This is a genomic window from Bradyrhizobium sp. BRP19 (assembly GCF_020194195.1).
In the GTDB taxonomy this organism is placed as follows: Bacteria; Pseudomonadota; Alphaproteobacteria; order Rhizobiales; family Xanthobacteraceae; genus Bradyrhizobium; species Bradyrhizobium yuanmingense.
This window is the reverse complement of record NZ_JADYVZ010000027.1, coordinates 1-25411: the sequence shown is the minus strand read 5'-3', so window position 1 is coordinate 25411 and position 25411 is coordinate 1. Positions and strand designations below refer to the sequence as shown.

The window sequence follows — 25411 nt, the reverse complement described above, 5'->3', positions numbered from 1 at the left end:
CTGCGGCTTGGCGGGCGACACCGGTCTCGCCAGGAGCCTCATTTCCGCCCGAGGGGGGAGTGCCGTTTGGAGGCATGTTCATAGCTCTCTCGTCGTAAGTTACCGAACGGGAACTTTATGGGTTAAACAGCAGATGTCCAGCAAAAAGTTACCGATCAGGAACTTTTCTTACCATTCCAAGTGAAGAAGGATAAAAGTTACCGGGCGGGAACATTTGCCTCAAGCCAACGCTGAGCGGCCCAGAAAGTTACCGATCGGGAATTCTGCTGCCGAGCAACTGGGTTCATTGAAAAGGAGATCGAGACCACCGGCGGGAAAATATCCGCGCAAATCTCCGTCGAGCGAAGCATGTTCCTGAGCGTCCGCTCGATGTCGAGCGGCGCTGCCGGCCCCACAACGATCTCGGCGATCTTGTGGGCGGCGGCAGCTCATCGTGATCGGGACGCCGGTTTGATCTTGCCACAAGCTGACAATTGCCTTGCGCTACCGCGCTGCCCGCCAGGGCTAGGTGCAGCGGCGTTGGGACCCCGGCTAAGGCCGAGGTCGGCATGACCGAGGACAAGATCAAGTGTCGATCGGCGAGGCGATCATCGCCGCGCGTTTATGGAGACGGCACCAACTGACAGCTTACCCTCAGCAAAATCAGCTGCCGCTGTGGCGTGCAGCCTCGCCGAATCGAACACCGGTAATTCTGAATGTTCCGGGCCGATGAGAAGGCCAATCTCCGTGCAGCCGAGGATAACGGCGTCGGCGCCGCGTGTACGACCGCGCGCGATCATGTCGATAACTTCCTGGCGCGACAGATCAGAAACAGTGCCGCAGCACAGCTCATCGAAGATGACATTGTGGATCCGGCTCCGCTCGACCTCCGCCGGTATGACAGGTGAAAGGCCGAAGCGCTGCCGCAGGCGATCACAATAGAACGGCTGCTCCATCGTATAGCGCGTCGCAAGCAACAGTGGTCGCTTGAAGGAAGCAGCGAGAAGAGCCGCAGCGGTCACATCGACGATGTGGATGAGCGGCACACTCAGCTCGGCAGCAACAATGTCGGCAATCACATGCATCGTATTGGTGCAGATCAGGATGCAGCTGGCGCCCGCGTCAACCAACTGCCGCGCTATCCTCGTTAAATAAGCCGCGGCTTGCTTCCAATCTCCTGCGTTCTGAAGAGTGACGATATAGCCGAAGTCAACCGAGCGCAGCAAGATGTCTGCCGAGGCGAGACCGCCGCGGCGCTGACGGACGATTTCATTGATTTCCTTGTAATAGACGGCCGTGCTTTCCCAGCTCATCCCTCCGATCAGCCCAATCGTCCGCTGCACTTTGAGATCTCCACTTCATGGAAGGTGGCACAGGTTTACCGCGCTTTCGGCGGCAAAATCTCGGCGTTGTTTCGCGCAATCGCTCTGGAAAGTGCAAATCAAGGGCCTTATCTCTGCGATAGCAAAAACTCTTCTCACCGAGCTCCGAAGCCGGCTGAAAAAAATGACGTTGGACGATCGCGACCTGAAGATTCTGGACAAGTTGCAGCTCGACGCAGCAATCCCCGTCACAGCGCTTGCCGAATCGACCAATCTTTCGGTGTCCGCTTGTTGGCGGCGCATCAAGCATATGGAGGACAGTGGCCTGATCTGCCGGCGCGTCGTCCTGGTTGACAGACGCAAAGCCAACGTGCCGATGACTGTATTCATGGGTGTACGCACGTCGCGTCATTCGATGGCGTGGCTCGAGGATTTCCGCCGTGCCATTGCAGACATTCCGGAGATCGTCGAAGCCTATCGCTTGACCGGCGAAACCGATTATCTGCTCCGCCTGGTGGTGCCAGGTGTAGAGGTCTATGATGCGATCTACAAGAAGCTGATCAGTCGGCTCGACTTTGCTGACGTCAGTTCGTTCATTGGCATGGAAGAGCTGAAGTTTACGACCACGGTACCGTTGACTTATGTTTAAGGTGCGCCTTCCGGTGGCTCGGGGCAAAGCCGCCTGGATGCATAAGTCTATTCCAGAGCCAGCTGGCGCGCATGTTCGATGAGATTGGCGGCAGTGCTGTGCCCTCCATCGATGTTCTCAAAGTAAAGACAAGATTGGCCGAGCGCAGCGAGCTTCGCGGCGGCCTTGCGGCCATGCGCAGGATGCACGCGGTCGTCGTTGGTACGGCGAGTAGGTTTCGATCCACTCGCGTTGTTTGGGAATGGCCGGGTCGCCATACTCGGCGGTCCAGAACGCGCCCGCGCCCAAGTAGGTGAATCGAAGCATGTCGAACAGCAGCGCCTCTATGATCGCCGCGTTGAAAAGCTCGGCGCGCTCCGTTATTGCGGCACCGACCAGCAGGCCCCCTTGGCTGGCGCCGATCACGCCGAGCCGGCGCGGACTTGTGACTTTCCGACGGATCAGATCGTCGGCGACCGCGATAAAATCATCCCATGTCTTTTGCTTCGTTGCTCCCTGGGCAGCCCGGTGCCATGGTGGACCGAACTCGCCGCCTCCCCGCAGGTTGGCAACGACGTACGCATTGCCATGTTCGAGCCATAGTCGACCCAAAGCTCCTCCATAGAAAGGGAGAAGCGGAATCTGAAACCCGCCATAACCATAGCGAAGCGTCGGGTCGAGCCGTCAAATCTTGCCCTCCTGGGCCGCACCAGAAAGTACGGGATCCGCGTGCCATCGCGCGAAGTCGCTTCGAGCTGCTCCACGACATGCTTCGATGCGTCGAACGTCGCAAGTGCCGTCTTCAAGAGCTCGAGCCGTTTGCTTTCAGCACCAAAGTACCAAAGTGATGTTGGCGTGAGATAGTTAGAGACGGTAAACGTCATTTCATCGGAAGTGGCTGATAGGCTTACGGTCGCATTCTTCGGCAGCGGGACTGGTGTGGCATGCCAGGCACCTTGATCGTACCTGTAGGACGAACGCCTTGCTTTGAAGGTTATCAAGAATGGTCAGGACCAGGAACTTCCTGGTGCTGCCAAATCCGCTGAGTGCCTGCCGGCAGTTGGGCTGGAAAACGACAGAGGGTTTCGCACGCAGCGGATCCTGCTTCCATTCGGCCAAATCATACGAGATCATTGAGCCGGCCTTGAAGCTGGTATCGCCGGAGCGGATCCAGTCTTCGTCCAGTTTCACGAGCAGCCGGCCACTCGCGATGCCGACGATCAAGGCCTTCTTCGGCAGATCGAGCGCGATCGGCCCGGCGCGCGCGAACAGCGCATACTGCCGCTCGAAGCCGTTGATTTGACGGACCACGCCGGTTACATCCATCCACCCTTCACCAAGCACAAACGGCAAGGTCTTGAAGTCGGTGTGCTGGCAGCGAAAGACTTCGCGCGCCTGATCGAGCGGCTGAGCGCGCTTGAGTTCCTTCAATACGAAAGGGAAGCCGGACTCGGTCGTGGTCCCCTCGCCCCAATCACGTGCAACAAGGACGGTGTCACGATCAATCCAGCTGACGCTCTGCTTGCCCTCGGGCAGTTGGAATCCACCTGCAATAAAGCTTTTGGCTTCGCTGTCGAACTCGCGTATGGACACGGCGTCCTTGCCACCGTCGGAGAGTTTGACGAGGCAACGCCGCCCAAGGCAGCTGCGACCCTTGTCGACCCAGTTCTTGTTCTCGGCGAGAGCGAGCGCGTCAATGTCCAGGATGGTCTCCCATCGGGGATCCTGGCCGCGGTAGCTCTCAAGCGTGGTGCGCCGCCAGATGCCGCGCACGTGGCTTTCGTCTTGCCAGCAACTTTCGAGACCTTGCCGTTCCAGCGAAACGGACGGAATCCGGTCTTTTGCCTGGAGGATCTTCAGCGCGTCCCGGTAAAAGCGATCGTAGTGAGGATCCGACTGCAGCAAGCCGAGCGTGTTTTCGTTCTCGGCCTCTGTCCAGGCCAATGCGCGCGGCCCATCGACCTGCTCGAGCCAGAGGAACGGATCGTCCACTGGGGTCGCACCAGACTGCCCGTGGAGCAGCGCGACTGTGAAACACATCATCGAGAGCAACGCGGCGCGCAGAAGGGACTTTTTCATTTGCCTTATCCTCGGACCAGGCCCGCAGGCCGAGCCCACAAGTTCTTGCGAGTGGGCGAACGTAGCGAAATTCGTGTTGCGACCGTGCACGCGCTGTGTCACGCCGCCCGCAGCTCGATCTGTGCAAGCAGCATGCCGCCGACAAACAGCAGGTTTCCGCCGCATCGTGCCGCATCGCCATGCCAGTTTCCCGACATTGGCTCTGAAGCTGACAATCTGGTGTCCGCCGAGTAACGTTTCGGCATCACCCTTTGAGGCCGCCGGTTCGACCGCGGAACCGCATCAGCAGGGCGATATTGCGGCGGGGCTGCTTCTCGCTTGCGTTCGGACAGAGGGCGTGTGAGCTCTTAGCGGCCTGAGTGTTGGCGGCCTGATTTGCGAGCGGGCATCGTGCGACAAAGAAGAGCTCGTTGAGCAGTAGCCAAATCGCCGTCGGGAAAGGCCGTGTTCATGGCACACCTGCGAACTCTGATTTGACGGTACCGCAACAGGACACTACCAGCTTAATTTCACGCTGGAAGGCAATGTGAAGCGAGGGCCAAATTTATCTATCTCTTTAAGCGCAGGGATTTCGGGATGCGCTGTGCTTTTGCGCCCGAGATAAAGGACATGCGTACGCGATCCACCCGAGATAATTGCCGATCAATTCCATGTAACGGCACCCCAACGCGTGCGGTGTCGGGCCAGCCGCGCGCGTTTGTATGATGTTGACGAGTACTGGCGCGGGCGATCTCGCTCTAGATCTGCGAATTCCGATTGAAGCCTTAGAAGTTAAGTGCCGGAGTGGGGATAAGGCCTTTCCAGGCTTGCAGCTAGATCGCCGTTCTCATGACATCCAATCAGCCGATCCTGATAGTTCTGGTCGAAGGGATTCGGAGTTTGCGTGTTGGAGCGGTTCGTTGAACGTTGGGCGGAAGAAGCCCTTTCGGATACCCCGATGATCCTGATTGTAAGACCGCGCCGGGCCGGCGCGATCAGACGGTCCGCGAGGCCGCCGCCCCCGCTGGTTTGATCTGGGGCCTGGACCGAGCCATCATCATCATCGTCGAGATCCAGCGTGCGCCGGACATGCTGCTGGCGATGCAGAGACGGTCGGCGAGGACAATCGGCCAAGTTGCTCCTTGCTCACCGGCTGGGCAAGTTGCTGAGCGTGCCGCGTATCACCCATGGCTGCGCACTTTTCGTTAGGAGTTTTTCGCATGGTCCGGCTTAGCAAATATAAACTTGCGGCGCCGCATCAAGCCAATGCCGCTTTGTTTACACCGGCCCTCGAAGGCTCACGGCATCAGCGTAGCAGAAACAGACCTGCAGCCTCAGCGCAGCCGGCCAGTATGGCCATAACGTACGAACCCGGTTGTGCGAGCACCTTCATGCCGTACATGCATCACGCGTGGACAGGGGAGCACCAGCCCGGCGGCGTGCACTTCGCGGCGCGTTGGTCACGAGCGTACGGCTCGGGCCGCTCGTGGCGGGCTGGCAGGAATATCTTGCCACGCCCACACTGCGACCGGGCTCGCAACTCCTGTAACTCTGACGGCAGTGATCGATCGACGGCCTCAAGAGACAGCCTCATGGGCGGAAGAGACCGTCGAAAGGCCAAACGCCCGACGCGCCATCACAAGGCATCGCCGGACGGGTGCGAGAACACGCTTTGCAGAGAGCAGTTTCCGGAGGCGGGTCGGATCAGCCAACCCGGAGATCCTCAGCTGACATCTTACCCGAACGCCCGGCCTTGAGCTGATAACTTACCCGGGCCCCCTCTTCGAGAGTGGTGTAACCGGCCCTTTCGACGGCACCGATGTGCACGAAGACATCGGGACTTCCGTCCTCAGGCCTGATGAACCCATAACCTTTGGTCGAGTTGAACCACTTCACAATACCCATTGCCACGGCGGCATCTCCATAGTGAACCGTTGTGATCTAGCGAAGAGTCTCCCAGCCATCAAGAGGGTCCGCAAGAGACGAGTCGCTGCGCTGGTCACGTGGTTGTTTTTATCGCGTAATCTAGCTGAGGCCGCATTGTGCAAGCGACAAAAGCGGCCTGACGTCGACGACACTTCGCCTCAAGGCTTCAGCCCAGATGACGTTTTTGACCTTCGCTTCACTCGTCGCACGCGACTGGCTTACAGAAGACTTGCGGAGCCTCGAACATGCCGCGCTTATCCGGCGCCGGCGGATCGTTTTCCTCGACGTTGAACAACAGGGCGATCGTGAACTCCTTTGCGCAGCCTGGAGAAGGATTATCAATCCGCGCATGCCTATATTGAAGCTACCTGACATGCTTTCTCAAGCACAAAGACACTCCCAGAGCTGCGCTTTAGCCGTCGCGTTTAGATATTAGCCGCACGCCGGCCATATCGGACGAACAGGGGTCTGCGAGACAATCCTCAAGGAAGCGTATCTGGCAACTTACCGCCCGCTCGTCATGTTGTGCTTGGACGCCAGGAAATGCGCTCGCCACCGGTGGAGGCTGTTCAAACCGGTAACTTGGGCATCTGACGACCTTCATCGCGCCGCCGGTGGCTCATCAGCCTCTCGCCTTGGGTTCGATGAATTCAGCTGAGCACCGTGAAGACGTTGAGATAACCGATGGTCTCTATTTGTCTCCTTCGATCAGCCCGTCCACTGAATTTACTCAGAACAAAGCCGCCTGGATGCGTAGGTGTATTCAAGGGCCAGTTGACGCGCGTATTCCATGAGATTGGCCGCGGCGCTGTGTCCCCCGTCGATGTTCTCGTAATAGAAGTAAGGCTGGCCCAGCGCGGCGAGCTTCGCGGCAGCTTTGCGGCCGTGCGCCGGATGCACGCGATCATCCTTGGTGGAGGTAAGAATTAAGGGAGCGGGATAGGTCTTGCCCGCCACCAGCTTCTGATAGGGCGAGTAGCCTTCGATCCACGCACGCTGCTGGGCAATGGCGGGATCACCGTACTCGCCGATCCAGGAGGCGCCCGCGCCCAGTTTGGTGTATCGAAGCATATCAAGCAGCGGCACCTGGATGATCGCAGCGTTGAAGAGCTCGGGACGTTGGGTGATTGCGGCGCCAACGAGCAGGCCGCCCTGGCTGCCGCCAATGACTCCTAGCCGGCGTGGACTCGTGATCTTGCGGCGGATCAGGTCCTCGCCAACGGCAATGAAATCATCCCATGTCGTCTGCTTCGTTGCCCCCTGCGCGGCTTGATGCCATTGTGGGCCAAACTCGCCGCCCCCGCGCAGGTTCGCAACCACACAGGCATTGCCCTGTTCGAGCCAGAGCCGTCCCACCGGCCCCAGATAAGAGGGCAGAAGCGGGATCTGGAACCCGCCATAGCCATGGAGAAGTGTCGGGATCGCGCCGTCAAACCTTGCGTTCTTCGGCCGCACCAGAAAATAGGGAATTGACGTGCCATCACGCGAAGTGGCTTCGAGCTGCTCCACGACATGGTTGGACGCATCGAAGGCAGAAGGTGTCTTCTTCAATTCCTCAAGGCTTTTGCTTTCGGCATCAAAATACCAGACTGACGTAGGTCTGAGATAGCTCGAGACAGCGAACATGGCCTGGTCCGCTTCATCGGAGGCGGCTGACAGGCTGACATCTGCATGTTCCGGCAGTGGGATCGGCGTCGCCGACCAAGCTCCCTGATCGTACTTATAAGCGAACGCTTTGCTCTGAACGTTCTCAAGGATCGTCATGATCAACAAATTCTTCGTGGCTGCTACCCCGCTCAGGGCCCGGCGGGGCCCAGGTTGGAAGACAAGCGAGGCTTTGGCGCGCAGCGGATCCTGTTTCCATTCGTTGAGGTCATACGAAATCAGCGATCCGGCGGCGAAGCTGACATAGCCTGGCGGCGTCCAATCTTCATCAAGTCTTACAAGCAGGTGACCACCCGCTAGTCCGATCATCGCGGCCTTCTTCGGCAGATTGAGCTTGACGGCCCCTTCGGGGCGGAAGACCACATACTCGTACTCGAAAGAGCTAATCACGCGCGTCGCGCCGGTCGCATGAATATGGCCGTCGCTGTCACGAAGCACGAAGGGGGACGTCTGGACGTCGGTGGGCTCGCCACGAAAGATCTCGCGAGCCTCACTGAGCGGCTGAGCGCGCTTGAGCTCCTTCACGACAAAGGGGTAGCCGGCTTGCGTCAAAGTGTCCTCGCCCCAGCCCCGGGCAACAAGGAGTGTGTCACGATCGACCCAGCTGACGCGCTGCTTGCCCTCTGGGAGATAAAAGCCATCCGCAACGAAGGTCTTGGCGTCGCAGTCGAACTCTCGTATGGACGCGGCATCCTTGCCGCCATCGGAAAGACTAATCAGGCAGAGGCGCTCTTCAGGCGGAAGGCCGCTGCTACCTTGAAAGATCCAATTCCTGTTCTCGGCGACCGCCAAGGCGTCCACGTCGAGAATGGTTTCCCACTGTGGGTCTTGGCTACGATAGCTCTCGAGCGTGGTGCGCCGCCAGACGCCGCGCACCTGGGTCTCGTCTTGCCAGAAATTCTCCAAGCCGCGCCGTTTCAATGAAACATATGCGATCCGATCCTTGGCCTGCAGGATGGAGAGCGCCTGTCCGTAGAAGTGCCCATAGCGAGGATCTGACTGGAGCACCCCGAGCGTCTTCTCGTTTTCGGCGCGAGCCCAAGCCACTGCGCCTGCCCCTTCAATCTCCTCGAGCCAAAGGAATGGGTCGTCAGTCACTGCCGCATCCGCTCGCTCCTGTGAAAGCGCCGTGGAGGTGATGCAGGCGCTCGAAAGTAGCTTGGCGGAGAAGAGTGATGTATTCATGGACTTGCTCCGGCGGAGGTCGAGCGGTCAGGCTCGCGGGCCCTGGCGCGTCAAGCAGAGACGGCGGAAAGCACGCAAGCGCATGACATAGCGCGGCTTGCGCTATGTCGCGGGCCGTTCATTGCAAGCTGCGTGCCGGCTGAAGAGTCGCGAGTTTCAGCCGTTCGGGGCTGCACGACCATGTTCGGTTGCCGACGTTGGTTGCCAAGCGGACATCACAGCGTGTCGGCGGACCGCATGCCAGACGAGCGCCAGCGTTTTTGATCTCAGTGGCAAAGACCCGGGACGCAGGGAAGCTGCTTTCCTCCGCATATGAGGATGCTCCTTCTCGCCGGCGTCACTGGGCAGACTTGTCGCGGGCATTATCCCGACAAAGAGCAGCGCATTGATCAGCAGCCAGGTCGACATCGGCAAGGGTGGTATGCATGGCGCGCTCCGAGTCGTTGACTGCAAGCGCTGCCGATTTGGACGAGCTTTTTCCTCGCGAAGCCCACAAGTCACGCCGATAGCTTGGTTCGTTGACTGATTGCCGGCGAGACGAGCAGAGTAAAAACGCCCTAGAAACGGCCTACGTTGCAACACGTCTTCAGATTGAGCCAACAATCAACAACAGGTACGAGCACCAGATCAGGTTCTTCGGCGCAAAACGGCGAAATGAAGCTGGGCATCAGCAGCAATTGAGGGAGCTACGGTCCAGCTTAAACGATCCTGATCCACCCGGCGGGGACCCACGCACGAGCCGTGGTCCTCATCGAAGCCCTATTACACAAACGAGATCAAGGGCGAGATTTTCGATCGAGAATGCCCGCTGCTGCCGGATCATGCGGGCTGGTTCAAGGCTAGTGCAACGCTCACTGCGAACTGTTCCGCAACGCTGCCGTTGCGGCTCAGAGCAAGCGCCGCTTTCCGGGGCAGAACGATCAACGGGCAGCAGCGCGCCGACTGGCGGCACCACCACTCGCATCAGCGTCGTTTAAAGATAGAAGATGAGTTGACCGTATCGCTCCCTTCTGATCATGGACCACTCGCATGATGTCTTGATTGCATGCGGCCCTGCGCCGCCCGCAAGAACCGCGTCAGCGCACAAAGCCTGGATTGCTCCTCTGTCCTGCTACAGAAGCCTGCCATCCGCCGTGCTATGCTTTTCGCCCGATCAGTCCTCGCGGGCATCGAACTCTTGTCCGCGATGACCATCGCGTGAAGCTGTCGGCGCCGGCAGATCCCAGAGTCTATCCTGTGTATGCTCCAGTGGGGCCGCCAAAGCCTCAAAGGCCGACTTCACGTCTTCATAGGCAGCCTCCTTCAAAGCGGCATCAGCGGGATCGATCTCGTTATAGGCGGTGAGCGCCGCGGCATAATTTTGATACAGGGGCATTTGAGCCTCGTTGGTCCAGCCGAGACCGAGATGGTGGAACTGATCAGCCGGAACGGTGATGCGGCTCTTGTCCAGCTCCCGGAGGTAGTCCGCCGACCAGTCGTGGATGGTATAGGATTCAATCTTATCCATCATCGACCGCCAGCGCCTGACACGCTCCTCAAGCGGCATATTGGCCGCTTTCGAAATAGCGGCTGCGATTTCTTTGGGATGGTTTGGATCTACCAGCAGCGCCTCGTCCTCGTTGAAGTCTTCAGCCGCCCCAGCAAACTTCGATAATACCAGAACGCCGGGATCCTTCGGATCTTGGGCAGCAACATATTCTTTCGCTACCAGATTCATGCCGTCCCGCAGCGGCGTGACGACACCTACATGTGCCGCGCGGTAAAGACGCGCGAGTGCAGCCTGGCTGAACGGGTCATTCGTGTAGTGGATCGGCCTCCACTCGTCTGTGCCATGCTCGGCATTGACATGGTTGATCGCATTCTCCACGTCCTCCTTGTACTTTCGATACTCGTCGACGTCGGCGCGTGAGGACGGCGCGATCTGCAACAGCGAGATGCTGCCGGCTCGGCCGCCAAGAGCTGGTTAAACGCTTCGACGCGTTTGTCGATACCTTTCGTATAGTCGAGCCGGTCCACGCCGATCGCAAACTTGGCGCCCTCGAAGTTTTGCAATAATGACGAGATTTTTTCTTGCTCTGCGGGCGAGAGCTCTGCCGCAAGATGCTCTGCGAATTGCCTGGGATCGATACCGATTGGGAATTTTCGAAGTCGCGTCTGGCCACGCTCCGTGGTAACGACGCCATCCTTGCTCTCCAGTCCGAAATAGGTTCGCAGGCAGGCCAAGAAATTGTTCAGATCCCGGTTCGTCTGAAAGCCGAGCAGATCGTATTCCAGCATCGACTTCATCAGTTCGCGGTGATTGGGTACGCGCTCTATCATGTCGGGCGTCGGCCATGGCGTGTGCAGAAAAAAGCCGGTCGGCCGCTCGACGCCGAGCTTATGCAGATCGGCCCCGAGCGGAAGCAAATGATAATCATGCACCCAGAATGCGTCCCGATCCCGCAAGTCGAACGCCGCACGCGCGATGAAGTTGTTCATTTGTCGACAGCTGTCGTATCCCTCTTCCGCGCGCGACATCCGGTCGGACAGGGAGTGTAATACCGGCCACAAGGTTGAATTCGAATAATCTCGATAGTAGCCCCGATGGTGCGCGGCCGGCAGATCGAGTTCGGCCACATGGCCTTCGCCAGCCTTCACGAGTGGCAGGGGCCGCTCAGTCCCGTCGCCGCGGTTCTCCGAGGAGAACATCCAGACCGCGCCGGAACGTTCGACGACTGGCTCGAGGGCTGCGGCAAGTCCGCCGGTCTGGGGTTTATTAGGGTCGAACGGCGCACCGCGGTTCGAAATGACGACCAGCTTCATGTCGGGTTGCTGGCTTACCGAGCAATGCTCCACGTCGCCCGTGGCAACAGCATGGGAAGGACCTGCACCTCTTTCTTGCTCCTGCTCCAACGGTATCTCGTCCAGATGCAGGTCGAAGGCCGCTTGGCCTATGTTTCGTCTTGCTGCCCGGCCTGTGATGTACAGCCGGAATCGAACGTTGACGTATCGAGCGCGCCATGAATGCGAACCATCTCGTAACTCCGTCTACCGATGTTTGCGTTTGGTGCAGTCGCCGATCAGCGCCGAGATATCTCTGTTTCCCCACCGTGGCAGGTGCAGCTTTCGGGAAGCTGACCAGTTGCCGGGCCAAATAGCCGCATCGATGCTTCATTCAGGACCTATGCGCGGTCGTTGCGCATGAGGCGCCGGCATGCCCGACTTCAACAGATCTGCCAGGAACGCTGGAGGCTGGTAGCCGGCATTGAGAACTTCCTGAAGATATGAACCATCGACAGCGCACCCCTGCGAGGCGGGCGGAGGGCGGCCGCCAGACTGTGAATGGTCTCAACTCAGAGTCGGCCAAGCCCTCTGAGGAGGCGCTCCGAATTCCTCGTCCATTGGTTCACACAGATGGGGTCCCTTCAGAGGAGACACTCCCAGTCAACATCCACATTACTGAACAGGTCCGGATGGATTAAACACACCGAATATCGCCGAAAGAACGTCTTTCGGGCGATTGATCGAGGTGACAGAAGCACTTCATTTGTCGAGCGATGGGCCAAGGTCGATGATAGTCGACAAATCGAAGACCAGGCACGGCTCAGGCCATCCGCTAGGGTTCGCGCGCCAGCGGGCCCCCTGAACCGGGCCGTTTCGTCTATCCTGGATGAGCACGGCATGGGCTTTCGTTCAATCGGGCAGGCATTCTACATCATCGCCTTCTCCCAGCATCTGTTGAATCGAGCCGAGCCCTGCGCTAAGTGGCGCATTTTTAGGGCGCAGAGCTTTCCTGCTCATCGTTTGCGAGAGCGATCCTGGATGTGCCGATCTCCGCAACAGTCTCCGATGATCGGAAGGCTATATATTCTCGTGCACAAGAGGCCTGAGCGCTGTCAAGGCTTCTCCAAGGCTGGCACGCGTTTCGGGGCTACCTAGGACGATGCGAATGGCCTCAGGGGAACTGTCTTCATCGACCGCGAACATGCTTCCGGACCGAACCAAGACACCGGCCTCGGCTGCGGCCGCGACAAAGCTCCGCTGGGTCCATCTGCGCGGAAGCGTCAACCACATGTGTAGTGATTCCGGTTTGGCCAGGTAGGTTGCATGAATGAACAACCTCGCGGCCAATTCCTGTCGCGCGATCGCCTCGTTGCGTACAGCGAGCAGCGCTTTCTCAGCCGTGCCATTGGCAATCCAGCTTTGAGCGACCAAAGCGGACAGGGGTGTGACATGCCACGTCGAGGTCGTCTGAAAGCGATCAAACGCGCTTGTGGCCGCCTGAGCGGAGGGCATCAACAGATAGGCAATCTTCAAACCAGGGCCAATACACTTAGCGAGGCCTGCAGCGTACCAGGTGACGTCAGGGGCCGACGCGCTGATCGGGGGCGGAGCTTCCGGTGGAAGCAGCCCGTAAACATCGTCCTCAATAATCACGACGCCATATCGCCTCGCCACATTGGCGAGCGCGAGCCGTCGTTCATGCGACATCGTGATTGTGGTTGGGTTATGGAGTGTCGGCGTAAGGAACAACGCTTTGGGACTGAGATTTCTGCACGCATCCTCGAACGCCTCTGGCGTCGCCCCGTCGTCATCCATCGCGATGCCCTTGACGGAAATGTTCAAGAAGCTGGCAATCCGCCGCAACCCGTAATAGCTCAAGCTCTCTGTCAGCAGCACATTGCCGCTTCCAACCACGTTGACCAATGTGATTAGGAGGGCACTCTGAGTACCATTCGTGACGATGATGCGGTCGATCGACGGCGCAGCCCCGAAGCGCTTCGCTAGCCAAGCCGCTCCAGCTTGACGATCAGAATCAGTTCCTCGAAAACGATGATATCTCAACAATGTCGCGACATCTCCTCGTTCAGATATCTCAAGCAGCGTTCTCGACAACGCCGCTCCCATCCATTCTGGGGTCGGCGGAGTGGTTCTTATGAGGCTGATTGGCTGTTCATGTCCACGAGTGCCAGGGATATTCATTTTGCCGGTTCCAGTTGACGTAAGCAGTGCAATGAGACAACGCTAAGCCTGCCAGTTTCAGAGGCATCCACGTTCGCGCCCGGGTGGCCGCGAGTCGCCGAGGAGCGACATCACACGATCTCGCGAAGGCGAGTATGGTCGAAGAGACCTTCATGACCCACCGAAGTGATTTGTGGCCTCCTCTGGCCCGCTCTCGGTCCCCAGCCACGCTGCTCAGCAACACCAAGATCAATTTGTTCTCGTCTCCTCAAGAGCACCGCGGCCGCCGGCCTCTCTCAACCAGGTGCGAACCACTGCAAAGACAGCGTTGATCCACCAAGATGATTTGATCGACAGGGTTGCCGGCCGAACGTGAGCGGCACTTCGCTGGCGCGCTTGGTCGAAACTCGCCATAAATGAAGCAGCTCCCGATCCAATCAACTACCAATGTCGGTAGTTGATAAAAATCAGAGTAGGTGAACGATTGAGACGACGAAAGCTGTGGCTCTGGAAGAGACAAATTGCCCCTTCCGCATTCGACGCAACTCTGCTGTCGCGCGATGCGCTTGTGATAAAACGAGGACGCTCTTCATGTGTCGCCCCCGGCGAGAACAAGCAACTCTCCGTAGAACGCGGTTTCTAACAGCCGTCCGGCTTCGGCGAGCGATGAATTCACACCCCGAGACCCGAGACAACCGGATCGGGCTCGCACATCCAAGTACCGTAGCCGTTCTAAACGGCGCCTAGGGACGTGCTCGCAGGATCTGCGGGGCGCCTATCCAAGCGGGGTTTCCTCGTTCCGCAACAAGCGATCGGAGTGAACGATGCCAAGTCAATCGGTAGATGCGCACTCTGCCTACACTGGGCTTGCTGATGCGTATGACAGCTATCGGCCGCATTATCCGGATGAACTAGTGAGTTTCATTGCCGAGCGCGTGATGCCTGCGGGACTTTGTGCTCTCTCTGTGCTTGACGTCGGAAGTGGTACAGGACTTTTTACAAGGCAACTGGCGAGCCTGTTACCCCCTTCTGCTAGCATTACGGGCCTCGAGCCGAACGCCGATATGCGTCGGAATGCCATCTGCGGATCTGCCGGCATCTTGAATATCAAGCATATGCCAGGCAGGGCGGAACGGCTTCCAGCTGAGAGCGGTACCATTTCTCTTGTGACAGCAGCGAGCGCGGCGACGTGGTTTGATCGACCCAAGTTCTACACGGAGGCAAACCGGGTCCTCACCCCATCAGGGCTTATCGCGGTGCTCATGATCCGACGGGATCTGGATAGAAGCGAGATGCTTCGAGATTACGAGCGTTACCACGAGCGTTACATTCGTGGCTTTGTGATCGGCGGCTTTGAGGACAGCGACGGACGCTACGCACCCGTCAATTTCGTGCATGAACTCAAATCATCGCCTCTGTTTCGCAAGGTCCGCCATTTTGCGCTCTATTGGGACGACTTTTTAACATGGGAGCAGTTCGAGGGCCTGAGTTTATCCCGTAGCGACACCAAGAAGATTATTGAGATCAACGGCCTGGAAGATACGATGAGGTGGCACCGCCTGCTCTTTGAGCGATATGCTGCAATGGATGGAACGGTGGAATTTCCTTGGTCAGCAGAGGTGACAATCGCGCTACCCGTTGCTCAGTGATCTTATGCGCATACCAGCAGCCTCAGAAATCGGGAAATTGCAGCGGATCGCTTGAAGCCGCGCTTTGCCGATGCTGGCTGCTCTCGTTTTGTCGCTCAATCACCCCCGATCGCTGCCATCACAGAAGCCATCGTTGCCACCAAGCAAAGGGATCCCTTCTTTCGATTTTCGTACCTCGCTGTAGTCCCTCATTCTGAATGCCAGCAAGCGCCTTCGTTCCATCATTGCGGCAAATGAATGCAGATTGACAAACACCGCTTATAGACGTCAGCGTTAACCCACTTGAAAGTTCGCCGACGCAAAACCGTGCTCGCTACTCGATGGTTTGCATCGACAGCAGCAACTGCGAATCGAGATTGAGAGAACGCTCCCCCGCCGCTTCCGCTCGAACATTGACGCGAATTCCAACGCGCGGGCTACGCTCAAACTGATCTTTACGAGCAGCATTTCAGTTCCACCTCGACAGCGAGCGTCTCGGCATGAAGTGCAAGAATTGCCTGCGCTGCGGCGCGGGCTCCCTTCGCGCCAACAAAGAAGAAGTGCCCGCCAACGGCCTCTCGCGACAAGCGCTTCGGCAGCGACTCGACAAGTGACCGGACCTTGTTTAGAGCACTGGGAGCAAATGACGCGGCGCGAGCCGCGATCACGTGGGCATTGAAGAATGACCAGTTGGCCTGATCCGTTAACAGATGGTGCCTATCACTCGATGCAGTCGGAATGATGGCTGCGCACAGCGGAGCACCTTGAAATTCCATAGCCAGCACATCTTTCGCCGCATCCGACAGCGAATGTTGCATCCGCCCATTGCGCCAGCGGAGAGCTTCACCATGCAGATTCAACGGCGAGCTACCAACGAACTCTCTAAAGTACACCTCAGAAGGAATAATTGATCTCCCCTCTAGGCGATCCTGTTCCGATAGAGAAGCCAGCCAGGACCGGTTGAGCGGCGTGAACTCTCCCTCGGATGGAGCAAGGAAGGATCGAAAGCCATGCGCGGACAGGGGTGTTTCCCTAAGATTCACCGGCGAGAGGCCTGGAAGCGGAGGCGTTGCCGCAAGGCTTACGAATGCCTCTATGGCGATGTTTCTGCTGGAAGCCGTCGCGACCAGACGTGAAATAAATCTACCGGCCATACTCCAGCCAACGACCAGGACACGCGGCTTTAGCTTCCATGCATGCAGCTTCGCCGCCACCAGATCGATCAAGACTTCTGACCAGGTTGTGACATCCAATTCAGAAACAGGAGAGTTGAACACAGGGTGTTCGATCGGAGGTGATGGCACAACTAAATTGTACCCCATCGACGTTAGCCAATAGGCGAGAAAATCCCTGGGATCGCCGTCAGGATAACCATAAGAAATCCGCCCCAGATGACCACCGCCGGTCAAGAAAAGCACCAAGGCGCACTCTTTTCTCCCCGGACGGCTCCATTCTATATATGGGATGGCGCAAGCCATCCCATATCTTTCATCTGGATAAAGGCCTGCATTGACCATCGCTACTGCTCGCTAGCTAGCCTCAAACACTCATTTAAGGCCGAGAAGCTTTCGCGCCTGCGACGCCATTGCTTGGAGTGCCCCTTCAGGCGGCTTCTGGAGTGTGATGACAGAGCGCATACCGTCCACGATGACCTTGGTGACTTTTGCCGCGTTCTCTCCTGGAAAAGCGTACCAGCCGCGAAGAATTGGTAGCTGATCGAGGCTCGCCTTATAGTTGGCATTCTTTGCAAAGTGGCCGGAGAGCTCTGTTGAATCGCGGGTAGCGAAGTCGTTCGCCGGCAGCCATCCGGATTTGAGCGCTACAATTTTCTGTCCGGCTGGACCGCTCGCAAACTTCATGAACTCCCAGGCGAGCTTCTGTTGCTCGGGTTTGGTCGCAAACATCATTGCGATCGATCCGGCTGCGGGAAGCGTCCCGTTCGGTGCCATCAGCGGAAACCTGCCGACCGCAAGCCTGAATTTATCCTTGCTATCCTCTTCGAAGCGCCGCTGATTTGAATTTGAGTCGAAGATTATGCCGACCTTTCCGGCGGCAAACAGAGACCGAGCCTGGTCTTTCGACATATCAACTGAAGCTTGTCCCGATTCTCCGATCCGTTTTATAATTTCCAAAGCCTGCAGGCCTTCCGGGCCATCAAAAGCTATCTTGCTTTCATCAGAATTCATCATCGTCGCATTTTGACTAAAGAGCAGTGCGTCCCAGAAAAAGTCCTCACTATCGTATTGAAAAATAAGTCCGACATTCCCTTCGCCCAGCTTCGTGATACTCGAACCAAGTCTGATGATCTCGTCCCATGTCGTCGGGAGATGAGAAGGATCGCCGCCACCTTTGGCGAGGAGGTCGAGATTGTAGAAGACGACAGGCTCGGCGATGCCGAAGCCTAGCGCATAGCTATCCCCCTTGGATGCTCCAATTTTTGCAACCGCAGGAGAAAGTGCTTTTCGGTTGTCACTCGTGTCCGTATTCAGGAATTGGCCGAGCGGAACGGCAAGGTTTCGATCCGTGTAAATCCGCAGACGATTGGCGCCCTGGAATGACACGTCCGGCAACGAACCTGTGAGCGATGCGCGCAGAGTTGCCTGAACGAGATCGTCATAACCTCTGGTCGAATTGTCCAGCTCGACTTTGACTCCGGGATGTTCCTTCTCGAAAGTTCTCGCGAGTTCGACCCACATCGCGTTAAGGTCAGAGGACGCTGCAGTTACCCTTAACGTTCTGCCGTCCTCTGCGCTCGCCGGACTCATGATGGCTCCGACAAGAGCAGTAGCGACGACAACTATTTTCAAACAGGGCCGCATCTGGCTTTCTCCGTTTTGGGGAATATTCTGTATTTCTCGCCGCAGCGGATCCTGCGGTCGCACGCTACGTTTTGAGGCGGTGTTCGGCGACTTCAGCGAGGTTTTTACCGTTACTTGATCGCCCCTTCCGCCAAGCCTTCGACGAACCAACGCTGTGCGGCCAGGAATGCGACGATGAGAGGCAGAACGACAAGGGTTGCTGCGGCCATGAGCGGGCCGTAGTCGGTGCCCGCCTCCTCGCTCTTGAAGACCATGATTCCGAGCGGCGGCGGCATCAGCGATTGATCGTGCACCGCGATCAGCGGCCAGAACAGATCGTTCCAATGCGAGACGATCGAGAAAATTGCGAACGCGATCACGGCGGGCAATGCCATTGGTACCATGATTTTCCACACGATTGCAATTTCGGAGAGACCATCGAGCCGCGCGGCGTGAACGACGTCGTCTGGAATGGTCTTAAAGAACTGCCGGAATAGGAAGATGCCGAAGGGCGAGACCACATAGGGAAAGACGAGCGCCGCGTAGGTATTGAGGATGCCGAGCTGATAACCGAGAATGAAGAGCGGCAGCGAAAGTACCTGATGCGGCAGGAGGAGCCCGATCAGCACCAAGCCGAAGAGAGTATCACGACCGGCAAAGCTTAGTTTGGCGAGTGCGTAGGCGCACGGCGCACAGATAAGGATCTGTAGCGCCAGGATCAATGCGCAGATCATGACGCCGTTGCCGAGATAGCGTGGCAACGGCACCTGAGTCGCTGCCTTTGTATAGTTCTCGACGCCATAGAACTGGACGGGCCAGAAGGAAAAGCTCGTCTGGAAGATCTCTCCAGGTGGCTTGATTGACAGCGACACCATCCAGACGAAAGGCACGAGGATGAGCGCACCGGTGGCGAGCAGAACGGCATGCCGGAAGAGCGCAGCGGGAGACAACAACAGGCAAGCGCGAAGCGCTCTGGTGCTCATTGGTAGTGCACTTTCCGATCCATGAGGTGGGCCTGAACGAGGGTGAGGGTCACGACGATGGCCAGAAAGACGACAGCGATTGCCGCGCCATATCCGGTGCGCAGATACTCGAAACTCTCTCGGTAGAGCGAGTAGAGCAGCATTTCGGAGGCGTGGCCGGGGCCGCCCTGGGTAAGCACTTTTACTGTGTCGAACGAAGCGAACGCTCTCAGCGCCACAACGATGACAACGAACATCGAGACCGGGCCGAGCATTGGCAGCGTGACGGTACGCAGGCGGTCCAGCCACAGGTCAGCACCGTCGACGTCGGCTGCACTGTAGATGTCCTGAGGGATGCTCTTGAGACCCGCGAGGAACAGCACCATCGCGAAGCCCAGATTCTGCCATATGCCTATTGCGGCGAGCGCCGGCAGAACAGTGTGCTCGTCGCGCAGCCAGTTGGCGGCCGGCATGCCGATCGCAGACAATGTCTGATTGACAAGGCCGATGGTCGGATGCAGCAGCGCTTCCCAGGCAATCGCCATGGCAGACATCGTCGCCATAAAGGGCAGAAAGTGAACGGCGCGGTAGAAGGAGCGGCAGGACTTGCAGCCTTCGATCAGGAGAGCGATCAAAAGTCCGAGGCTGACAGTGCCCGGAACGACGACCAGCAAGTAGATGGCTGTGTTGCGAAGTGAGGACCTAAAGCCCTCGTCTGCAATGACCTCGCGGAAGTTGTCGAGGCCGACGAAGGAGAGCGTCGCCGCGCCGAACTGCCAGTCGGTGAATGCGATAACGAAAACGCCGATCACGGGCAGGCAGTAAAGCATGAGCAGAAAGAAGAGTGACGGCCCGGCCAAAATCCAAGCCGCCAGGGCTTCGCGAAGACCTCGTCCGGACGCCTTGGACGCGGCGGGACATCGAAACATCGACGCACCACGTCTTGAGGAGAGTTCGTGGCGGGCGCCGGAGATCGCACGAAGCCCCCTCATCGAGCGGCCTCGCGAAGCGGCGTAACCGATGACCGGCTAAGTTCGACTTGCCCGCGCAAACGCCGTCCATCGGGGGTAAAGAGAAGCACCCGCTCCGGCCTGATACCGACGTGCAAAGTCTGGCCGGGGGTGATACGAGGCCCGTATTCGGCCGGAAGTCTGGCGACCAGCGGCTGGTTGGGGCCTGCTAGATCGAGACGGACGAACAGATCGGAGCCCATATGCTCGATCATGCGAACCGAACCAGTCAGCGTGCCCTGACCGCCCTGGTCGGCGAGATGAAGAGCCTCCGGGCGGATTCCGAGGCTCAGATGCATACCGGGGAGTGCAGCGGCATCGATCTTGAGAGTCGATCCGGCCACGTCGATGAGCCCGCGTTCGCGCATCACGCCCTCGAGTATGTTGATCTTGGGCGAGCCGATGAATTCTGCGACGCGCCGATCGCTAGGATCGCCATAAATGTCCTGCGGCGGAGCGACCTGCAGCAACTCGCCATCGAGCATCACCGCGACGCGGTCCGACAGCGTCATGGCCTCGGCCTGATCATGGGTGACGTAGACGAAGGTTCCCCCGAGCCGCTGGTGCAGCTCCTTGATCTCCGCGCGCATCTGCACGCGCAGCTTGCTGTCCAGGTTGGACAGAGGCTCGTCCATTAGAAAGACAGCCGGATGGCGAACCATCGCCCGGCCGACTGCCACGCGCTGGCGTTGGCCGCCGGAGAGCTGTCCCGGTTTGCGGCTCAATAGATGGCAGATATCGAGGGACTTGGCGGTGCGGGTGACTTCCATCTCGATTTCGGCAGCGATCCGCGCCCTTCCTGGAACCAGACGGCCGACAAGGGGAAGCCTCTGGACGGCCGTGAGCCGCCGCATCCGGAGCGGCAGCGCAATGTTGGCGGCGACCGTCATATGCGGATAGAGGGCGTAAGACTGGAACACCATCGCCACATCCCGCCGCTTCGGCCTGAGGCCATCGACCACCCGTCCACCAATTAGAATCGACCCGGCGTCCTGCATCTCGAGCCCTGCCAGCACGCGTAAGAGCGTTGACTTGCCACACCCGGAAGGTCCGAGCAGCGTCAGGAACTCACCATCTGCTATCGAGAGTGAGACATCACGCAAGACAGGCATCGGGCCATAGTTCTTCACGATCCTATCAATCGATACCGATGCCATCGCCGTTACTCCCACATCATGAACGTGTTGCTGAGCACGGCACTGAGATCGCTTAATCCCGTTTGGGCGTGTCCGCCGTTGTGTGAGACGTTAAAAGATCGGACTGCTACAGCCGGATGACGACCATCGAATAATTCGATGTAAGCTTGCCCGAATGCGATGACGTCCGATGCTCGGTTAAGAGAATGTGTCTAAGAAGCAACGCGTGAAGCGCTGCGGGCCTTGGTGCGACCGCAATTGAGCAAGGCGTGACATGCTCGTCAGGGCATAGCTCGCGATGCTAGAATTGGACTCGGCCAAATACGCCCGAGGCGCGGCAACAACAACGAACTGACCGCATATTGCGAGCGTCCGCGCAACCAAACGCAAGCGGCGCGCTGCCCCTGCGGAGCGCTCACGGTCCACGTCTAAGCGCACTTCGGACCTTCAGGTATTATCCGAGTGGGCAGGATCCATTGATGTCCATACCCTCGATGCCTGCTCGGCGTCGGCATACCCGACCGATTGCCAACTTATATTTTGGTACGCGCTTTTTGTTCCTTCGAACATTGATTGTGATCAACCGGTCTGCATCGGCGCCACAACACTGCTGGCCTGGACTGATGGTGCTACGGCCGATCCGGCTGTCGACGGCGGATTGCAAACCAGACGAGCTCCCACCGCCCACACAGCACGAATCTGACAAGACCCGCGAATCCAAGACATCGCGCGTTGCGGCAATGAGACGGATACGCTGAACTCGATTGAAGTCCCGAGGCCGGCGCCTTGGCACCTCAAAGGCCGACACCATCGCGGACTTGTTCGTGTTGATCGCATCGATCTTTTCTCAACAAATGAGCGACATGATCTGACAGATGCACATGATCCGCGATGGGCGCTTGGCGTTAAACCGTTGGGCCTCGCACTTCAATAGGAATTCCAACCGCCGGCAATGTAACAGGCGTGGCCGACATGCTCGCGCCGGAGCAACTGTCTATAGCCTCCAAGGCGCGTCTCGAAGCTTTCCTCGCGTACAGGACTCTCGAAGGCCTCGAACGGCCGGAGCAGTTCATGGAGCACCCGTCCGCTCATCGTCTGGGGTGCTTCAATGCCAAGCACATCCAGAATTGTCGGTGCGATGTCGCAAATACCTGACGCAACGAAAGATGCGCATCCGGCATTCGGGAACGCTGATCCTGCGACGAGGCCGACTGCTGCGAGCTCCTTCGGATGGAGACCGCCGTGAACGCCGAGACCCGCCCGGCGGTCGTTGTCATAGAAGGTGCCGCCTAGGAGGCCGAACGGGTCGATGGTATCGTCGGCACGGAAGGAAAACGTGACGTCCGGGGCGCGGGGATGATCCGCAAAAATCAGGCGATTTGAGAGGCTCCCGGCGGCGATGCCGTTGACGTCGTCTTTCGCACGCGTGAACAGCGGACCGCACCACGGCTCGGATGTCATGGCCGTAACCAGCCGCGCGACGTTTGCCTCCTCTGGATTGGCAAGATAGAGAGCACCAACTTGGCCAGGCACCACCACCACGTCAACATCGGCAGACGGCGCCGTACCGGGGTTGAACCCTGCCGCACGCAGACTATTGGTGACTGAGACCCGCGTATGGCCGGTGATATGGCCGTGGTCCGAGACCGCGAAGATCTGAACCCCAGCCTGCTTTCCCTCGGCCTGCCACCAGTCGAGCACGCGACCGAACTGGTGGTCGCAATGAGCGATGATGGAGCGCGTCGCCTCGGCACCGGTGCCGTGAAAATGCGAGGTGACGTCCGGCTCACCATAGGAAAGGATCGTCACGTCGGGACGATATTTCGGCCAAACGACGTCGAGAAAGGCGGATGTAATCCAATCCTGTCCAGTGCGATCGGGCTCCGTTTTCGGTGGAGCTGGAGGCAATGGGCCGAAACGCCTTTCGATCTCGGTGAGCACATCGTGTGGCGTACAGGCCTCGCGAAAATGACCGGACAGACGGATTTGCCCGAAATCCTCCGCCTTGTGGTGGAACAGCCTGGTGGTACCCGCTGTATTGGTGGCGAGGACAGCGAGGCTGCGCCCCTTCGCCGCCAAGATCTCGCCGAGCGATGGCGCCGAATAAAGCCGGCCACAGCTCTCGACATCGAGCCGGCGTAGCAGAACCGCATCGGACGTGTCGATATAGCGCGGCGGGGTCACGGCTCGATCGAGATATTTGTTACCGACCATGCCATGGCGGTCGGCCGTGGCGCCGGTGACAAGGCTCGGGAAAGCGGATCGGGTTTCGCTCGGATAAATGGTGCGATGCTTCGCAAGCGTCACCCCAGCCGCCTTCATACGCCAAAGATGAGGGGTCAATTGCGGGCTAATGAGGTCGGGGCGCAAACCATCAAAGCTCGCGATAATAAAACGGTGATCGCGAGACATCAGCGAACGCCCGCCATAGCCCCTAGATTTCGAGCCTCTTGGAGAACACCTCCCACCACAGCCATAGCCGCCTCCAACTCATCGCGGCTCTCAGGGCTGCCGATGACAAGACGGACGTGATTTAGAGGCAACTTCGGATCAGTTGCAAAAATCCGCCCAGGACGGATAGTGATATGTCTTGAAGCGCATTGGGCAACCAGCTCGTCCTGATCAATGATCTCGCCAAGATCGACCCAAAGGAAAAGCGCATCCGGCCGGGTGCGAAATGAGATGCCACTGAGCCATTGCGTGGCAATCCTCTGTCTGGCGGCCGCCTCTTCTCTGACGCCGGCTACGATCTCTTCCATTGAACCACGGGCGAGCCAGAAGTTCACCAGTTCGACAGAGAAAGGGGCGGCAAACCAGGTCGACATGCCATAGAAGCGGTCAAGCGTTGTTTGCGCCGCCTTGCCATGAGGCGCAACGAGATAGCCAACCCGAACACCAGGGCCGACGCATTTGGCAAAACTTGTGATATGCCATGTCATCTCGGGCGCCAATGCGCCAAAGGGAGCTGGAACGCTCTCCGCGAGCACTCCATACACATCATCTTCGATGATGCTCACTCCATATTGCCTCGCGATTTGAACGATTCGTTGCCGCCGCTGGAGCGACATGACGATCGTTGTCGGGTTGTGGATAGTCGGCATCAGAAAAAGTGCTTTTGGCGCAAACATGCGGCATGCTGTCTCGAACGACTCGGGTTCGGCGCCATCGTTATCCATCGCTATTGTTTCGGTTCGGATGCCCTGAAGATGCGCATGCTTGCGAAAACCGTAATAGGTGAGCTCCTCCGTTAAGATGGTGTCGCCCGGCGCAGCGACTGATGCGAGGGCAAGAACCATCGCGCTCTGGGCCCCATTGGTGAGGATGATCCGTTGCGGATCGACAGCCCGCTCAAAGCGCAATGCCAGCCACTTGGCGGCATGACCTTTGTCCACCTCTGTTCCGGAAAACCGATGTTGTCTCACGCCTTTTTGGATCTCCGTTGAATCACTGAGTGCACGAAGGCTCTCTCTGACTGTCTCTTTCAGGTTCGCACAAGCCGGTGGAGTTGACCGTTCAAGGCTAATAGGCGCCGTTCGGGCCTGATGATCTCTAGACATGTGCTGGTTCCGTCGTTGGTGATTGGATGTTTCGTGATACGAGGCTCAAGGGTGTCGGGCCATGTAGTGCATCAGAAATCGCTGGGAACGATCGCCGGGGAACAGTAAAGCCCGTCACCATCTTCCTGCGTCACGATGCAGGATTTGCAGATGCGCTCGCCCGCAGGTTTATGGCCCTGCGTGGAGTTAATGAGAGCCTCGAACATCACGATCCGGCGCGCGCCCCTCAATGGAGGACTCGCATTTGCGGCCCACGGCCTTGCCAGCACTTCTTGGCGTAAGCGCGCTGGGCTCACACTTGCGCGGCGTCCAAAGACATGAATGCCTGGCCCGCAACGTGCGGCAACAAAAGCGGATGCCGGCCCGGGTCGGGGCAGGATGAGCATCGCAGTCGACAGCCCGATGGCCCGTGAGATCAACATCGCGATCCGAGCTTGCCGACTGAAGAGACATACGAGCCGCGCAGTCGAACAGCTGCTGCCTACGAATCTAGCATTACAGTTGCAATTTTTTCCTGAGATGGGCTTTGCGCGCGTTGGCCTGATGGGCCCTACGCCAAGACGACCATGCGAGGATATGGGCGTGCGGGATGCGCCGCTGGGCAAGCTTCATGGCG

At 58.3% G+C, this 25411-nt stretch carries 16 protein-coding genes and 2 pseudogenes; 4 read left to right on the top strand and 14 right to left on the bottom strand.

Annotated features, from left to right (window positions below):
* Window positions 1-587: 587 nt before the first annotated feature.
* Complete coding sequence (locus I6F36_RS36005) at window positions 588-1322, bottom strand: aspartate/glutamate racemase family protein (protein WP_225145473.1); 735 nt, start codon at window positions 1320-1322, stop codon at window positions 588-590.
* A 163-nt stretch (window positions 1323-1485) separates the two neighbouring features.
* On the opposite strand from I6F36_RS36005, the gene I6F36_RS36000 reads away from it, so the two are divergent.
* A complete protein-coding gene (locus I6F36_RS36000; RefSeq protein WP_225145472.1) occupies window positions 1486-1950 on the top strand; it encodes an Lrp/AsnC family transcriptional regulator in 465 nt (154 codons plus the stop codon).
* Between the two features lie 117 nt (window positions 1951-2067).
* Here the strand turns inward: I6F36_RS36000 and I6F36_RS35995 are convergent, their stop codons facing one another.
* Both I6F36_RS35995 and I6F36_RS35990 read right to left on the bottom strand, forming a co-directional pair.
* Window positions 2068-2541: a prolyl oligopeptidase family serine peptidase gene (locus I6F36_RS35995; RefSeq protein WP_225145471.1), complete on the bottom strand. Its 474-nt coding sequence runs from the start codon at window positions 2539-2541 to the stop codon at window positions 2068-2070.
* 273 nt (window positions 2542-2814) lie between these two features.
* Window positions 2815-4008, bottom strand: a complete 1194-nt coding sequence (locus I6F36_RS35990) for a hypothetical protein (protein WP_225173092.1) — start codon at window positions 4006-4008, stop codon at window positions 2815-2817.
* 883 nt (window positions 4009-4891) lie between these two features.
* Here I6F36_RS35990 and I6F36_RS35985 point away from each other — a divergent pair.
* Window positions 4892-5150: pseudogene (locus tag I6F36_RS35985) on the top strand (AAA family ATPase); the annotation flags it as partial.
* A gap of 541 nt (window positions 5151-5691) precedes the next feature.
* Here I6F36_RS35985 and I6F36_RS35980 read toward each other — a convergent pair.
* From I6F36_RS35980 to I6F36_RS35965, 4 genes and pseudogenes are all read right to left on the bottom strand, one after another.
* Window positions 5692-5898 carry a cold-shock protein gene (locus tag I6F36_RS35980; RefSeq protein ID WP_225145470.1) on the bottom strand — a complete coding sequence of 69 codons (207 nt, stop codon included), beginning with the start codon at window positions 5896-5898 and terminating at the stop codon, window positions 5692-5694.
* A 741-nt stretch (window positions 5899-6639) separates the two neighbouring features.
* The gene (locus tag I6F36_RS35975) at window positions 6640-8763 is read right to left on the bottom strand and encodes a prolyl oligopeptidase family protein (RefSeq protein ID WP_225145469.1); all 2124 of its coding nucleotides are present in this window, start codon (window positions 8761-8763) and stop codon (window positions 6640-6642) included.
* A gap of 1153 nt (window positions 8764-9916) precedes the next feature.
* Window positions 9917-11565: pseudogene (locus tag I6F36_RS35970) on the bottom strand (trehalose-6-phosphate synthase).
* Between the two features lie 1038 nt (window positions 11566-12603).
* Entirely contained in the window at window positions 12604-13725 is a 1122-nt protein-coding gene (locus tag I6F36_RS35965; RefSeq protein ID WP_225145468.1) for a PLP-dependent aminotransferase family protein, read from the bottom strand.
* 803 nt (window positions 13726-14528) lie between these two features.
* Between I6F36_RS35965 and I6F36_RS35960 the strand changes: the two genes are divergently transcribed.
* Window positions 14529-15353, top strand: a complete 825-nt coding sequence (locus tag I6F36_RS35960) for a class I SAM-dependent methyltransferase (RefSeq protein ID WP_225145467.1) — start codon at window positions 14529-14531, stop codon at window positions 15351-15353.
* A 434-nt stretch (window positions 15354-15787) separates the two neighbouring features.
* Here I6F36_RS35960 and I6F36_RS35955 read toward each other — a convergent pair whose 3' ends face one another.
* From I6F36_RS35955 to I6F36_RS35925, 7 genes are all read right to left on the bottom strand, one after another.
* Window positions 15788-16849, bottom strand: a complete 1062-nt coding sequence (locus I6F36_RS35955) for a hypothetical protein (protein ID WP_225145466.1) — start codon at window positions 16847-16849, stop codon at window positions 15788-15790.
* Window positions 16850-16879: 30 nt separating this feature from the next.
* Window positions 16880-18097, bottom strand: coding sequence for an extracellular solute-binding protein (locus I6F36_RS35950; RefSeq protein ID WP_225145465.1), 1218 nt, complete (start codon window positions 18095-18097; stop codon window positions 16880-16882).
* A 164-nt stretch (window positions 18098-18261) separates the two neighbouring features.
* Complete coding sequence (locus tag I6F36_RS35945) at window positions 18262-19113, bottom strand: carbohydrate ABC transporter permease (RefSeq protein ID WP_225145464.1); 852 nt, start codon at window positions 19111-19113, stop codon at window positions 18262-18264.
* The gene (locus I6F36_RS35940; RefSeq protein WP_225145463.1) at window positions 19110-20084 is read right to left on the bottom strand and encodes a carbohydrate ABC transporter permease; all 975 of its coding nucleotides are present in this window, start codon (window positions 20082-20084) and stop codon (window positions 19110-19112) included. Before I6F36_RS35940 ends, I6F36_RS35945 begins: the two co-directional genes overlap by 4 nt.
* The gene (locus I6F36_RS35935) at window positions 20081-21259 is read right to left on the bottom strand and encodes an ABC transporter ATP-binding protein (RefSeq protein WP_225145462.1); all 1179 of its coding nucleotides are present in this window, start codon (window positions 21257-21259) and stop codon (window positions 20081-20083) included. Before I6F36_RS35935 ends, I6F36_RS35940 begins: the two co-directional genes overlap by 4 nt.
* 906 nt (window positions 21260-22165) lie before the next feature.
* The gene (locus I6F36_RS35930; protein ID WP_225173091.1) at window positions 22166-23650 is read right to left on the bottom strand and encodes an alkaline phosphatase family protein; all 1485 of its coding nucleotides are present in this window, start codon (window positions 23648-23650) and stop codon (window positions 22166-22168) included.
* Window positions 23650-24795, bottom strand: a complete 1146-nt coding sequence (locus tag I6F36_RS35925; protein ID WP_225145460.1) for a PLP-dependent aminotransferase family protein — start codon at window positions 24793-24795, stop codon at window positions 23650-23652. Before I6F36_RS35925 ends, I6F36_RS35930 begins: the two co-directional genes overlap by 1 nt.
* 378 nt (window positions 24796-25173) lie before the next feature.
* Here I6F36_RS35925 and I6F36_RS35920 point away from each other — a divergent pair.
* A partial coding sequence (locus I6F36_RS35920) for a hypothetical protein (RefSeq protein ID WP_225173090.1) occupies window positions 25174-25411 on the top strand: 238 nt, incomplete at its 3' end.